At 69.1% G+C, this 13,007-nt stretch carries 13 protein-coding genes and 1 tRNA gene; 5 read left to right on the top strand and 9 right to left on the bottom strand.

The genetic code is table 11. The annotated features are described in order from the left end of the window. Positions 1 to 6 precede the first annotated feature (6 nt). The 4 genes from EXE51_RS00935 to EXE51_RS17870 all read right to left on the bottom strand — a co-directional run bounded on the left by EXE51_RS00935 (position 7) and on the right by EXE51_RS17870 (position 2,832). Positions 7 to 1,299: an MFS transporter gene (locus EXE51_RS00935; RefSeq protein ID WP_086216275.1), complete on the bottom strand. Its 1,293-nt coding sequence runs from the start codon at positions 1,297 to 1,299 to the stop codon at positions 7 to 9. 89 nt (positions 1,300 to 1,388) lie between these two features. Next, the gene (locus EXE51_RS00930) at positions 1,389 to 2,126 is read right to left on the bottom strand and encodes an SDR family oxidoreductase (RefSeq protein ID WP_094494641.1); all 738 of its coding nucleotides are present in this window, start codon (positions 2,124 to 2,126) and stop codon (positions 1,389 to 1,391) included. Between the two features lie 91 nt (positions 2,127 to 2,217). Next, positions 2,218 to 2,475, bottom strand: coding sequence for a hypothetical protein (locus tag EXE51_RS17875; RefSeq protein ID WP_241990574.1), 258 nt, complete (start codon positions 2,473 to 2,475; stop codon positions 2,218 to 2,220). Positions 2,476 to 2,496: 21 nt separating this feature from the next. Beyond that, positions 2,497 to 2,832: a hypothetical protein gene (locus tag EXE51_RS17870; RefSeq protein WP_241990573.1), complete on the bottom strand. Its 336-nt coding sequence runs from the start codon at positions 2,830 to 2,832 to the stop codon at positions 2,497 to 2,499. 580 nt (positions 2,833 to 3,412) lie between these two features. Between EXE51_RS17870 and EXE51_RS00920 the strand changes: the two genes are divergently transcribed. Continuing rightward, on the top strand, positions 3,413 to 4,468 hold the full coding sequence (locus EXE51_RS00920) for a sensor histidine kinase KdpD (RefSeq protein ID WP_241988236.1): 1,056 nt from the start codon (positions 3,413 to 3,415) through the stop codon (positions 4,466 to 4,468). A gap of 304 nt (positions 4,469 to 4,772) precedes the next feature. Here EXE51_RS00920 and EXE51_RS00915 read toward each other — a convergent pair. Further along, a tRNA-Lys gene (locus tag EXE51_RS00915) sits at positions 4,773 to 4,846 on the bottom strand. 213 nt (positions 4,847 to 5,059) lie between these two features. Here EXE51_RS00915 and EXE51_RS00910 point away from each other — a divergent pair. Both EXE51_RS00910 and EXE51_RS00905 read left to right on the top strand, forming a co-directional pair. Further along, positions 5,060 to 6,526 (top strand): DHH family phosphoesterase, encoded by a 1,467-nt coding sequence (locus EXE51_RS00910; protein WP_086220460.1) that lies wholly within the window; start codon positions 5,060 to 5,062, stop codon positions 6,524 to 6,526. A 71-nt stretch (positions 6,527 to 6,597) separates the two neighbouring features. Continuing rightward, the gene (locus EXE51_RS00905; RefSeq protein WP_049929680.1) at positions 6,598 to 6,804 is read left to right on the top strand and encodes a hypothetical protein; all 207 of its coding nucleotides are present in this window, start codon (positions 6,598 to 6,600) and stop codon (positions 6,802 to 6,804) included. 22 nt (positions 6,805 to 6,826) lie between these two features. Here EXE51_RS00905 and EXE51_RS00900 read toward each other — a convergent pair whose 3' ends face one another. Continuing rightward, positions 6,827 to 7,801: a sugar phosphate nucleotidyltransferase gene (locus EXE51_RS00900; protein WP_049929681.1), complete on the bottom strand. Its 975-nt coding sequence runs from the start codon at positions 7,799 to 7,801 to the stop codon at positions 6,827 to 6,829. Positions 7,802 to 7,897: 96 nt separating this feature from the next. Between EXE51_RS00900 and EXE51_RS00895 the strand changes: the two genes are divergently transcribed. Continuing rightward, positions 7,898 to 8,206: a transcriptional regulator gene (locus EXE51_RS00895; RefSeq protein ID WP_049929682.1), complete on the top strand. Its 309-nt coding sequence runs from the start codon at positions 7,898 to 7,900 to the stop codon at positions 8,204 to 8,206. Positions 8,207 to 8,222: 16 nt separating this feature from the next. Here the strand turns inward: EXE51_RS00895 and EXE51_RS00890 are convergent, their stop codons facing one another. After that, the gene (locus tag EXE51_RS00890) at positions 8,223 to 9,533 is read right to left on the bottom strand and encodes a response regulator (RefSeq protein WP_094579845.1); all 1,311 of its coding nucleotides are present in this window, start codon (positions 9,531 to 9,533) and stop codon (positions 8,223 to 8,225) included. 108 nt (positions 9,534 to 9,641) lie between these two features. Between EXE51_RS00890 and EXE51_RS00885 the strand changes: the two genes are divergently transcribed. Next, positions 9,642 to 11,048 carry a sodium:solute symporter gene (locus tag EXE51_RS00885; RefSeq protein ID WP_089307707.1) on the top strand — a complete coding sequence of 469 codons (1,407 nt, stop codon included), beginning with the start codon at positions 9,642 to 9,644 and terminating at the stop codon, positions 11,046 to 11,048. Positions 11,049 to 11,063: 15 nt separating this feature from the next. Here EXE51_RS00885 and EXE51_RS00880 read toward each other — a convergent pair whose 3' ends face one another. Further along, positions 11,064 to 11,741 (bottom strand): type 1 glutamine amidotransferase domain-containing protein, encoded by a 678-nt coding sequence (locus tag EXE51_RS00880; protein WP_049929685.1) that lies wholly within the window; start codon positions 11,739 to 11,741, stop codon positions 11,064 to 11,066. A gap of 341 nt (positions 11,742 to 12,082) precedes the next feature. Next, positions 12,083 to 12,652 carry a hypoxanthine/guanine phosphoribosyltransferase gene (gene hpt / locus EXE51_RS00875; RefSeq protein ID WP_008446308.1) on the bottom strand — a complete coding sequence of 190 codons (570 nt, stop codon included), beginning with the start codon at positions 12,650 to 12,652 and terminating at the stop codon, positions 12,083 to 12,085. Positions 12,653 to 13,007 lie beyond the last annotated feature (355 nt).

Genomic DNA, 13,007 nt, shown 5'->3' with positions numbered 1-13,007 from the left:
GCGGTCCTACCACGTCGTCAGCGCCGCGCGACCGTGGTCCCGCGCGAGGATCGCGAGGAACGCGAGGACGCCGGTGACCGCGAACGCGCCGCCGACGTAGAAGACGGACGCCATGCTCACCTCGACCATGAGCCAGCCGGCGATGAGAGGGCCGGCCACCGACCCCGGCCGCCACACCAGCTCTCGGATGCCGAAACTGGAGGCGACGCCGCCGTCGTCGGTCCCCTCGTCGGCGAACAGCGCCATGCTGGCCGGCTCCCGGAACGAGTCGGCGACGCCGAGGAGTCCCGAGAGGCAGACGAGCGGAAGGTACGCCGGCGGGAGCGCGCCCAGTACGGGGACCGTGACGCCGCTACCGAGGGCGGCACCGATCGGCGCCGAGAACGGGATCGCCATCGCGATCACCCCGTAGGCTCCGCCGCCGCCGAACACGAACAGCGACCGCCCGTAGGCGTCTGAGAGCCGACCCGTGAACAGTTGCCCGACCATGTTGGTCGCCTTCTCGGCGGTGACCGTCACCGCCACCGCGGTCGCCCCGACCGCGAGCCCCCCGCCGCCGACCGCCGTCCCCGCGTAGATGGGAACCCACGTCCGGACCATCGTCACCGCGAAGGCGTACTGCGCCCGGAACGTCGATATCGTCAGGAGCTTGCGGTTGACCGCGAGGTCGGTGAAGGGGAACCCCTCGATCCGCGTCGGGTCGTCGTCGAGCACGCCCCACGTGACGAGCCACGCGGCCACCATCAGCGCCGTGATGACCCCGAAGACGGGCCCGAAGCCGACGGCGTCGTAGATGGCGCCCGCGCCGAGCGAGCCGAGTATCGAGGCGGCGAACGAGGCGGCGTTCGCCTTCCCGATCTTGTCTGCCCGGGTGCCCGCTTCGGCTATCTGGCCGACGAGCGAGAGCGTCATCAGCCCCGCGCCGGTGACGACGAACCCCTGAAGCGCGCGCACGGCGACGAACGTGGCCGAGGAGTCGACCAGCGGGAACAGCGCGTACACGCCCGCACCGGCCACGAGAACGGCGAGGAGGACGCGCCGCTTGTCGAACCGGTCGCCGGCCCACGCGAGCGGGACCACCGCGGCCGTCTGCGCGAGCGTGAACCCGGTGGTGTACATCCCGATGACGAAGCCGGCCGAGACCGTGACGCCCAACACGGTGACCGCCTGCGGGTCCAAGGCGTTGATGTACGTCGGCAGAAGCGTCAGCAACGTGATGAAGCCGAACCCCTCCGCGAACCGAGTGAGGTACAGCGCCCAGAACTGCGATCGCTTCGGTCCGTCCGTCGCGTTGCTCACACGCGTCCGCCGTCCGGTGATTCAAAAGGGGTTACGGTTCGAAGGCCGGGGCCCGACGCTCGACGGCTCGTCCGCCCGGACCGGGGCGGCTACAGCGCGTCGGCGAACTTGTCGCGCCGGAAGAGGTCGATCTCCTGGGCCGTCGAGCCGGGCCGCGACGCGGCGAAGGCGATCGCCTCAGCCACCTCCTCGGGCTCGGTGACGCTCCCGGGCTCGAACCGCTCCTCGAACGGCTCGCCGTCCTCGCTCCCGAACTCCGTCCGGACCTCCGAGGGGTTGACCACGGAGACGGCCACGCCCTCGTCGCCGACCTGCGCCGCGACGCTGTGCGCGAACCCGCGGACCCACCACTTCGTCGCGGCGTACACGGGGTTGAACGACCGCGGGTACTCCCCGGCGAAGCTGCCGACCGCGATCAGGCTCCCCTCGCTCTCCGTGAGGTGCGGGAGCGCCGCGCGCGTGAGGAAGAACGCGCCGTCGACGTTCGTCTCCTGCATCACCGAGTACTCCTCGTCGGTCATCGTCGCCACGTCGCTCCCGCGGGCGACGCCCGCGTTGACGACGGCCACGTCGAGGTCGCCGAACTCGTCGACCGCGGCCTCGACCGCCGCTTGCGAGGTCGCTGGGTCGCGCACGTCGCCGTCCGCGACCACGGCCTCGACGCCGTGCTCGGACCGCACGTCGTCCGCGACCGATTCGAGCGCCTCGCGCCGCCGCGCCACGAGGACGACGTTCGCCCCGCGCTCGGCGAGCGCGTGCGCCGTCGCCTCACCGATTCCCGAACTCGCTCCCGTTATCACCGCCGCCGCGTCGTCGAGACTCGACATGTACGCAGCGTCGTCGTCGGCGAAGCACATAAATCACCCACGCCGCGGCGAGCGGCGCAGGGGCGGTTGAACGAACTGCTCGCCGACCGCCTCAGCGGTTGGAGGAGGTGACGCGTCGGTGGTTCGCGCCCGCCCGCATGTCCACGTGGCCGCAGCGCTCGCACCGCCACACGTACGCGCCGGTCTTCACCGCCGCCCGTTCGCCGTCGACCCGTTCGGTCCAGTCGCTCCCGCGCCGGGCGCACTCGTCGGGGCGGTACTTGCTCTCGACGGACTCCTCCTCGGCGACGCCGTCGCCGTCGCCGACCGCGATCCCCTCGGCGCCGGCGCGAACGTCCTCGCCGCTCATCCGTCGTCGCAGCCGAGTCAGCTACTTCCGGAAGCGCTCGGTCCGGCCGACGAGTCGGTCGTACCGGCCGTCGTCCGTCGGATCGCCGCCGTCCCGCCACTCGTACGCCGAGATAAGCACGGTGGTCCGGTAGTACTGGTCCAAGAGCAGGTGGTAGTCGGCCCGGTGGAACAGCGTCTCGACGGTGTCGACGAGGTCCGCCTCGAACACCGGGCGTTCGATGTCGCGGCCGTACGGCGCCTCCGCGTCCGGGGCCGACCGCTCCCTGACGCAGAGCACGCGACAGTGCGACGCCTCCGACCGCGACCGTTCCAGTATCTCCTCGGCCGCCCCGTCGCCGAGCGACTCGTCCGGCACGAGGACCGCGACCCCGCCGTCGAACGCCTCGGCGAACTGGGCGGTCGTCAGCCCTCGGCGGGGGCGTACTCGTCGAGCCAGAGCCCGGAGAGGTCGGCCCGGGTCTTGTTCGCCTCGCAGACGACGACCGACGAGGCGAGAAGCGCAACGGGAATCACCCACCGCGGGCCGCTCGGCGCGACCGCCCGACCGGCCGCGGCGTGGCGTCACTCATCGCGCTCCGTCGGCGCGGCGCTCGACTCGCGCATCGACTCGGAGAGCCGCCTCGGCTCGACGAAGAACGGGTGGACGGTCGTGAGGTCCTCGACGAGCGAGACGGCCGTCTCGACCGACCGCTCCGCGCGCCGGAGGTCAGCCTCGATGAAATGACGTTATATTGATTATTTCTGGGTGTTTCGTCGAACACAGCGCGGGTAGCCGGGATAATCTGTTCGGTCGCTGCCGTGCTGAATGCCCGGATAAGTGCGCCACATGGGCTCGTTTCGACCCTCGATCACGGCCTCGACCGGCGCTCGGAGCGCCGAGGGCTCTCGTACATATCGAAATTATTTAAATATCGCATACTGGAATACATCCGAAAATGGCTCCCGACACTCAGATGAATCCCGTCGTTATCGTGGGGGCGGCGATCATCGTCGTAACAGGGGTGATGAGTGTGCTCGTGGACGTCGACTTTGGGATACTCGCACTCCAGGCCGCGGTTCCGATGCTCATCGGAGTCGGATTGGTGTCGTACGGGCGGCTCCGATCGGACGGGGTCGCCGCGACGAGCCAGCGGACGGTGTTGAAATGGACTGTCACCGGATTTCTCGCGTTCGTGATTCTCGGAGCCTGGTTCGGGGAGATGGCCTCCCGAGCGGACTCGTCGATCCTGCTCTCGATGACCGGATCGCTGAGCGTCGGCGCGGCGCTCGGCACGGTCATCGGCGTGTACGCGGCGCGGCTTCGTCGTACGAACGAGGAGCTCGCGGAGACGGTCTCCGAACTCGAACGGGCGAACGAGCGCCTGACGATGCGGAACGAGCAGCTGGATCAGTTCGTCGACGTCGCCAGTCACGACCTCCGAAACCCGGTGAACGTCGCGAAAGGGCGGATCGAACTCGCCCGCAGGGAGTCCGACAGCGAACACCTCGAAACGGCGGACGCCGCCCTCACTCGCATGGAGGCCCTGATCACCGACCTCGTTTCGTTGACGAAGGCGGGCGACCGGATCGACGAAGTCGCCCCCGCGAATCTCGAAGCGGTCAGCCGGTCGGCGTGGGGGAGCGTCGACACGGGCGACGCGTCGCTGCGCGTCGAGACAGAGATAGCCATTTCCGCCGACGAGAGCCGATTACGACAGATCTTGGAAAACCTGTTCCGCAACTCGGTCGAACACGGCGGCGAGGACGTGACCGTGCGGGTCGGAGCCATTCCGAACGGGTTCTACGTCGAAGACACCGGCGCGGGGATTCGAGACGACCTTCGCGACCGACTGTTCGAAGACGGAGTCACCACGGGCGAAGGGGGCGCGGGCCTCGGACTGACCATCGTCAAGCAGATCGCCACCGCTCACGGGTGGGAGATAGGCGTCGAGCAGAGCGCCGAGGGCGGCGCTCGCTTCGCGTTCACGGGCGTTGAGTTCCCAGACGGGTGAGGAGTGTCACACGCAGTCTGACTCCGGCCACCCCGCGGGCCGGAATCGAGTGCCGGTCCTGTGGCGCTCGATCCCTCGTCCGTTTGTCCGTGCGGTCCGCCAGGAGTCCCGTCGACGGGCAGAGCCGTCCATTCAACGTTCGTATCAACCGTCTCGGCACGACTCTTCCCCCTCGGCTAGTTCTCCGAGCCGTCGGCCACCTCGATGGCGCCGATCTGGCGTTCTACCCCGTTCGTGATTCCGCCTTTCGAGACGGCGGCACAACGCGGGAACTCGTCAGTAGACGGTGAACCGTTATGAGAAGCGGGCCGGGCGCGATTTGAACACGCGACCGACGGATTAAGAGTCCGTCGCTCTCCCTAACTGAGCTACCGGCCCTCACAAGTTCGTACCCGGGTCACGCTAAAAGGCCTTTTCATTCGACCCCGTCGGCGCTCGGCGGACGCCGGTACAATCGCACGAAAGCGACGGTATCGCGTTCGGACCCGACCGCGTCTCTCGGGAGCGAAGCCGCCGGACTCGGCGACCTCGTGGCCGGGGGACGACGCCGAGAGCGCACTCGTTAAGTGTCGTGCCGCGGAAATCCCTCCAATGAGTAGTGGGGCATCCGGATCCGCGCGGACCCGGTACGCCATCCTCGGCTGTGGAAGCGTCGGTCACGCCGTCGCGGAGGAACTGACCGAGCGCGGGAAGGACGTCCTCATCCTCGACCGCGACGAGAGCCGCGTCGAGGCGCTCCGCGACCAGGACCTCAACGCGCGCGTCCAAGACATCGCCGAGCCGGACGTCGTCGACGAGCTCGCCGACCGCGACATCGTGTTGATCCTCGCCAGCGACGTGGAAGCGAACAAGGCCGCCGTCTCGGCGGTCAGAGAGACCGGCGGCGACCACTACCTCGTGGCCCGGGCCTCCGACCCCGTCAGCGAGGACGAGCTGCGCGAGCGCGGCGCGGACGTGGTGATCAACCCCTCGACGGTGATCGCCGACAGTGCCCTCCAGTCGCTGGAGACCGGCGAGCTGGAGTACATGGCCCGCCAGCTAGCGGAGATCATCGAAGACGGCGGCGACCGGATGGCCATCCTCACGCACGACAACCCCGAGCCGGACTCGATTGCGTCCGCGACCGCGCTCCAGGCGATCGCGGAGGCGTTCGGCGTCGACGCCGACATCATCTACTCCGGCGACGTGGGCCACCAAGAGAACCGGGCGTTCGTCAACCTCCTCGGGATCGACCTGCTCGCCCGCGGCGAGGCCTCGCCGCTCTCCGAGTACGAGACGATCGCGGCCGTCGACCTCGCGAAGGCCGCCGCCGAGGACCTCGATCTCGACGTGTCGGTCGACATCTACCTCGACCACTTGGAGGCCGAGGTGCCGTTCGACGCCCGTTTCGTCGACGTGCGGACCAACGTCTCTTCGACGTCGACGATCCTCACGAAGTACCTCCAAGAGTTCGACCAGTCGCCCTCGGAGGCGGTCGCGACCGCGCTCCTCTACGGTATCCGCGCCGAGACGCTGGATTTCAAGCGGGACACGACGCCCGCCGACCTGACCGCGGCGGCGTACCTCCACCCGTTCGCGAACCACGACACGCTCGAACAGGTGGAGTCGCCGTCGATGAGTCCGGAGACGCTGGACGTGCTCGCGGAGGCGATCCAGAACCGCGAGGTCCAGGGGAGCCACCTCTTCTCGACGGCCGGGTTCATCCGCGACCGCGAGGCGCTCGCGCAGGCCGCGCAACACCTCCTCAACCTAGAGGGGATCACGACGACGGCCGTGTTGGGCATCGCGGACGAGAAGATCTACCTCGCGGCGCGTTCGAAGGACATCCGGCTGAACATCGGCAACGTGCTCGACGAGGCGTTCTCGGAGATGGGCGACGCCGCCGGCCACTCCACGCAGGGGTCGCTCGAGATCCCGCTCGGGATCTTCACCGGCATCGAGGCGAGCGGCGACAAGCGCGACACGCTCCTCCACCTCACCGAGGAGGCGGTCCGGCGGAAGCTGTTCGACGCGCTCGGCGTCGAGGGCGGGAGCGGCGACTCCTCGAACGGGTCCTGAGCCGCTCCGACCGCCGCCGCTCGGCGCGGTCGTTTTCCGGCTCGGGGACGTACTTCCGACCACCGCGCCGCATGTACGTTCCCGAGGATCCGCCGGCGAACTGTCCCGCCTGCGGCGACCCGTACGACTCGGTCTCCCGACACACCGGCGGGTTCGTGGCGAACCTGCTCGACAACGAGCGCTACCAACGGGTCTGTTTCTACCCCGCGACCGACGGCAGCGACCCCGCGTTCGACTGCTATCACCACACGCACGCGCAGGCCGGCGTCGACGACTGAGACGGCGGTCGCCCCGAAGCGGTCAGAACTCGTCGCCCTTGGTGATGGAGGTGTGCGAGCCGATCAGCGCGCCAGAGAGGTCGACTCCCTCCAGGGTGGCGCCCGTGTCGATCACGGAGTTGCGGACCTCGGAGTCGGTGATCGTCGCGTCCCCGAAGACGACGGCGCGGTCGAGCGTCGAGTCGGTCACCGTCGCGCCGCCCATCACGTGGACCACGTCGCCCAGGTCGCTCCCCTCGACGGTCGCGTCGTCGTCGACGAGCGTCCCGCCGTCGAGCGCGTACTCGACCGCGTCGAGGTAGCTGTCGGCGGTGCCGATGTCGAACCACGCGCCGTCGAAGGTGTACGCGTTGACCGCCCCGCGCTCTTGGAGCCACTGGAGGAACCAGCCGGGCTCGTCGGGGTTCTCACCGTCTTCGAGGTAGGTGGTGAGCTTCGGGAGCGTCTCGGCGGGGAATGCGTAGCAGGCGATGGAGACGAGCGTCGACTCCGGGTCGTCGGGCTTTTCCTGGAAGTCGACCACCTCGTCGCCGTCCAGCTGGACGAGGCCGTACGACTTCGCGCGCTCGCGGTCGCCCACGTCGTAGGCCGCCAGCGTCGGCGTTCCCTTGTCCTCGAAGAAGTCGGCGAAGTCGCCCAGATCGAAGCTGATCATGTTGTCGCCGGCGACGACGATCAGATCGTCGTCGACCGACTCCCGCTCGACGAGCTGTTCGAGCGCTCCCACGACGCCGAACTTCTCGTCTTCCTCGACCGTCTCCTCGACCGAGAGCGTCGGCTTCTCGAAGGGGCTGTCGTCGAGGTACTCCGCGAAGGTGTCGGCGAAGCGCTCGTTCGTCGAGACGAACACCTCGTCGACCCGGTCGTCGGCCTCCAAGTCCTCGAATATCTCGTCGATGACGGTGTTTTCCCCGACCGGGAGGAACATTTTCGGCCGGTGTTCGGTGATCGGCCAGAGCCTGGTCGCGTAGCCACCCGCGAGTACGACGGCTTTCATACTCTCCCGCTCTCACTCCGGTGACATACCTCTTGTGCCCGTGTCGGCGTCGGACGCCGACCGGGCGGTTTTACTCGCCCGTGTCGAACGTCGGGTATGGAGACGACTCGCCAGCGGATCGCCGACGCCCTCCGTGAGGAACCGCGGACCGCGAGCGACCTCGCGGCGACGCTGTCGCTGCCGACGCCGACGGTGTACGAACACCTCGAACACGTCTCGCGGTCCGTTACCGACGAGAGCGGATCCGAAGAAAGGGACGGCGGGGCCGACGAGGAGTTTCTCGTCGCGCCGCCGACCTGTCGCGAGTGCGGGTTCGACGGCTTCGACGATCCGGTCAACGAGCCGTCACGGTGCCCCGAGTGTAAGAGCGAACGGATCGAAGAGCCTGCGTTCGTGATCCGCTGAGCGGTCGCCCGGCGACTCACCCCTCCGCGACGACCGCGTCGCAGCGAACGCCACCCGGGATCCGCCGCATGAAGAGGTCGATCCCGTACATCGCGTCGCCGGCGAGGCCGACGTCGAACGGTAGTTCGGCGACGCAGCACTCCTCGGCGGACTCGGACCGCGGGTCGCGGACGAGCACTCGGAAGCCGTCGGCCGTCGTTCGCGCGTCGACTGCGACCGCGTCGACCGCCTCGTCGAGCGCGGCTTGGAGGATGTTCCGGACGGCGAGGACGACGGTCCCGCGGTCGCGGTCGATGGGCCCGTCCGGGTCCACCGTCACGGTCGCCGTCGCCGAGAGGCCGGCCTGTGACACCGCTTCGCCGACGGCGTCGGAGAGCTGTACGGGGCGGGTCGGATCGGGGGTAGTCGGCGACGAGTCGCCGGTGTCGAGCGCTCCGAGGACCTCGGCGAGGTGCGTGTTCGCGGTCGACAGGAGCGGCGCGTCCAGTTCCGACGGCGGGCGCGAGAGGATCCGGCTCGCGGCCTCGATGCGGCCGCGGACCGCCTGCGAGGCCGCCGCCTCGTCCGCGCCGGTCGGTTGGATGAGCCCGAGGATCGCGGGCTCGCCCCGGTAGGTGACGCGGCTCCCGACCACCGTCGCCTGAAACGTGGAGCCGTCCGCCGCTAGGAGGTCGATCGTGTATCTGACGCGGTCGTCGTCGCCGGACTCTCGCCGTCGGATCGCCCGGACCACTCGGTCCCGATCGTGCGGGGCGACGATCGACGACACCGGCTCGCCCACGAGTTCGTCGCGCCGCATCCCGAGCATCTCGGCGAGGCGGCGGTTCGCCAGCTCGAAGCTCCGGTCCTGTGACAGCCCCGCGCCGATCAGCCGCTGTTCGAACAGCTGCGAGTACCAGTCCTCGACGCGCTCGCGGTCCCGTCGTTCCCTGAGCCGCGTGACGCACGTTCGGATCCGGTTCGCCAAGAGCTCGTACTGCTCTTGGCCGCCGCTCTTCTGGAGGTAGTCGGAGACGCCGGACGAGATCGCCTCGCTCGCGATGGCCTCGCTGCCGCGCCCGGTGAACAGGATGAACGGCTTCGACGGGTAGCGCTCGCGCACGGCGTCGAGCAGTTCGAGGCCGTCGACGTCGGGCATGTCGTAGTCGCTGACCACGCAGTCGAACGTCGACTCGTCGAGCCGGTCCAGCGCCGCCTCGGCGGAGGTGACGCCGACGGCCCTGATGTCATCGTGCTGTTGGTCCAAGATGTCCGCGGTGAGCGTCGCGAACCCCGGCTCGTCGTCCACGCAGAGGACGCGTATCGGCGGCCGGTCGGCCATAGACATGCGTTCACACGAGACGCGATCGCATAATAACTGTTGTATATAATATCGGATGCTTTTGCCGCGAAACTGAGGACATCGCTTATTCGTTCGCTCGGGCAGGTTGGTAGCGTGATCGGTTCCTCGGAGGCGCACAGCGAGGCCGACGCGTCGAACGCCGAGTCGTTCTACGCGGCCGACCGCCGGATCGGGGGCGTGTTCGGTGCAATGTCGTTGACCGCGACGCAGGTCAGCGCGGGGACGCTCATCGGCACGATCGGGATCCACTACGCCGTGGGCGTGAGCTTCGGCCTGGTGTGGCTCGGCATCTGGGCCGGCTGGGTCGCGTCGCTGCTGTTCGTGGGGCCGCACCTGCGCGCCCGCGGCGGGATCACCGTCTCGGAGTTCCTCTCGGCGCGCTTCGACGGCGACAACGAGGTGGTCGGCGGGACGACCGCGGCCCTCGTCAGCGTCATCTACCTCGTGTACACGACCGCCCAGTACGTCGCCGGGGCGGTCATCCTCGACGCCGTCTTCGGAGTGCCGCGGGTCCTCGGCATCGCGGTGTTCGCCGCAGTCGCGCTCTCGTACACGCTCGTCGGTGGGATGCGGCTGAGCATCTATTCGGACGCGGTTCAGGTCACGGCCCTCCTCCTCGGCGTCGCGGCGGCGGCCGTCGTCGGAGTCGCCGAGACTGGGGGCGCGAGGGCGCTCATCGACGCGGCTGCGGCTATCGACCCGGCGTTGCTGTCGGGCACCTCGGCGCCAGCGCTCACGACCGGGCTGGCGCTGTCGTTCGGGTTCGGTATCGCGGTGGCCCCGTACGAACTCTCGCGGGTCTACGCCATGCGAGACCCGGAGACGGTCAAGCGGGCGATCCCGATCTCCATCGCGATCCAGGCCGTCATCGCCGTGTGTATCCTGACGCTGGGGCTGCTCGCGCGCGTCCGGTTCCCCGGCCTGGCCGACCCGGACGCGTCCGTCGTCCGGCTCGCGCTCGACCTGTTCGGTCCCGCGGTGGGGCTGCTGCTGCTCGGTGCGGTCGTCGCGGCGGTGCTCAGCACCGTCGACTCGGTGCTGCTGGTCACGTCGGCGGCCGTGGCCCACGACATCTACGAGCGGACGCTGCCGGCCCTGGGCCTCGTCCCGGAGCCGACGCCGGCGCGCGTGCGGCGAGTCAGCCGGATCGCGACCGTCGGCGCGGCGGTCGTCCCCGCCGCTCTCGCCGTCAACCCCGGTCCGTTAGGCGGGGTGGTCCAGCTCATCGTCGCGCTCTACACGTCCGTGCTCGGGTCGACCCTGTTCGTTCCCGTCCTCGGCGGGCTTCACTGGGACGCGGCCACGGGCGACGGGGCCTTCGCCGGCGTCGTGGTCGGGTTCGTCACCGCAACGGCGTGGCAGGTCCTCACCGAAGTGTGGACGGTCGACAGGCTCGGATCGCTGACCGCGGTCGACCCGGTCGTCCCCGGCGTCATCGCGAGCGCCGCCGCGTTCGTCGCGGTGTCGCTGGCCGACACCGACCGGCTCGGCTCGGCGTGATCGCATCGGGCACGCTCAGAGCTCGCCGAGCAGCGTCTCCGCCGCCTCGGCCGACGAGCCCGGGCCGCGGGCCGTGATCAGGTCGCCGTCGACGGTGACGCTGGTGTCGGCGTCGAGTTCGGCGTCCCACTCCGCGCCCGCCAGCCGGACCTCGTCTTCGACCCAGTACGGGAGCTTCCGGCCGTCCGGCATCACGTCGTGGTCGTCGACGATCCCGTCCTCCCAGTCGTTCGGGAAGCCAGTGACGGCGCGCCCCTCGACGAGCGGCGTCCCGTCGGCCTCGCGCGTGAACGCGAGGATGCCGACGGCGTGACAGACGACGAGGGCGACGCCGTCGTCGCCAGCGACCGCGTCGAGCAGCAACTGCCGGGCGTGCCGGTCTTGGTTCACGTCCCAGACGGTGCCGTGGCCGCCGGGGAAGACGACCGCCTCGTAGCCGTCGGCGTCGACGGTCGCGATCGGTTCCGGATCGTTCAGTTCGGGGTGCTCCTCGTCGACCTCGCGGAGCTCCGCGACTCGCTCCTCGCCGCCCGCGGCCTCGGGGTCGAGCGAGCGCTCGTCGACGACCGGGGGCGACCCCGACGGCGTCGCGACGGTCACGTCGACGCCCTCCGATTCGAGCGTCGTCAGCGGCTCGATACACTCCTCGGCCCAGTACCCCTCCTCGCTCACGACGAACAACGCGTCAGTCATGTGTAGTCCGCCATTGAGGACCTCGATATAAAAGACGCCCGCGCCCGGCAGCGCCAAAGGGCGGCGTCGGGTTTATAAGCAAACGTCACAGTCTCGGCCGGCGCGCGCCGTCGAGCGGCCGCCCTCGGCGGCCGCGAGAAGCGCGTGCGAGGGAGTCGCTGGCGCGACGAGGACGACCGAAGGGAGTCCGACAGACGCGCCCGACGGGGCTGGGGAGGCGTGAGGCGCGGTGCGGTGCCGGGCGGGGCTCTGGAGGTGTTAACCGCCGGTCCGTCGTCGACTACTAATAAACCTGCGAGTAGAAACTTCGAGGTGGTCCCCCCGGGTCGACAGTTACCGACCTATTCGTCGCCCTGCGCGTCGACGACGACGACCTCGCCGTCCTCGACGGTGACGTTGATCAGCGTCTTCACGTTGTAGTCGGTCTCGTCGAGCTCGTTCTCGCCCGCCTTCTTGATCACGGCGACGACGTCGACGACGTCCGCGCCGACCTCGTCGGTGAGCGCGTCGAGGATGGCCTTCATCGTGCCGCCGGTCGAGAGCACGTCATCGAGGACGAGGACGCGGTCGCCCTCCTCCACGTCGTTGATGTACATCTCCGACTCGGAGTAGCCGGTCTCCTGGAACAGCGGGACCTCGCCGTCGAGGCCGTACTGGCGCTTCCGGATGACGACGAGCGGGATGTCGGTCATCAGCGAGAGCGCGGTGGAGATGTGGATCCCCATCGCCGCGGGGGTGACGATCTTGTCGACGTTCTCCAGCTCCGCCTTCCGGATGATCCGGATGACGATCTCCCGGAGCAGCTCCGGTTCGAGCATGGGGACGCCGTCACTGATCGGGTGGACGAAGTACTGGTACTCGCCTTTCTCGATGATCGGCGCGTCGAGGAGCGACTGCCGCAACTGGTCCATGTCGCGGGTACTCGGCCGGATTAATAAAGCGTGGCGGTTGCGGGATCGCGGTGTGAGTCGATCGCACGACGACTCTCCGCGGGCGAGACGCGGTCGAGACCCAACGCCGGATCGGCTCGAAACCCCGGCTCCGAGGCCGTACGACAACATCATTTATAAGCAGCTGATCGACACGATCACCACCGAACCCCCGGCCGCGAGGCGGGCGCACGCTCGCTGCGGTCCTCGGTCAGTCGCTCGTGTCACTCGCTCCCGGCCTGCGGTCCTTCTGTCGCCTGCGCCCGCCTCGCGCCCGCCCCTTCGAGTCCCGCCCCGCACAGCGACCGCACCTCACGGCTCCCCGGCCTCGTCGCCG

The organism is Halorubrum sp. CGM5_25_10-8B, from assembly GCF_005435095.1.
Taxonomy (GTDB): domain Archaea; phylum Halobacteriota; class Halobacteria; order Halobacteriales; family Haloferacaceae; genus Halorubrum; species Halorubrum ezzemoulense.
Note: the sequence above shows the minus strand (reverse complement) of the source record. Positions and strands in the feature narration are given on the sequence as shown.

Coding starts and splice junctions, on each gene's coding strand:
- EXE51_RS00895 (WP_049929682.1), top strand. CDS start 7,898: ATGGAGACGACTCGCCAGCGGATCGCCGACGCCCTCCGTGAGGAACCG.
- EXE51_RS00930 (WP_094494641.1), bottom strand. CDS start 2,126: ATGTCGAGTCTCGACGACGCGGCGGCGGTGATAACGGGAGCGAGTTCG.
- hpt (WP_008446308.1), bottom strand. CDS start 12,652: ATGGACCAGTTGCGGCAGTCGCTCCTCGACGCGCCGATCATCGAGAAA.
- EXE51_RS00905 (WP_049929680.1), top strand. CDS start 6,598: ATGTACGTTCCCGAGGATCCGCCGGCGAACTGTCCCGCCTGCGGCGAC.
- EXE51_RS00880 (WP_049929685.1), bottom strand. CDS start 11,741: ATGACTGACGCGTTGTTCGTCGTGAGCGAGGAGGGGTACTGGGCCGAG.
- EXE51_RS00910 (WP_086220460.1), top strand. CDS start 5,060: ATGAGTAGTGGGGCATCCGGATCCGCGCGGACCCGGTACGCCATCCTC.
- EXE51_RS00900 (WP_049929681.1), bottom strand. CDS start 7,801: ATGAAAGCCGTCGTACTCGCGGGTGGCTACGCGACCAGGCTCTGGCCG.
- EXE51_RS17875 (WP_241990574.1), bottom strand. CDS start 2,475: ATGAGCGGCGAGGACGTTCGCGCCGGCGCCGAGGGGATCGCGGTCGGC.
- EXE51_RS00920 (WP_241988236.1), top strand. CDS start 3,413: ATGGCTCCCGACACTCAGATGAATCCCGTCGTTATCGTGGGGGCGGCG.
- EXE51_RS00890 (WP_094579845.1), bottom strand. CDS start 9,533: ATGTCTATGGCCGACCGGCCGCCGATACGCGTCCTCTGCGTGGACGAC.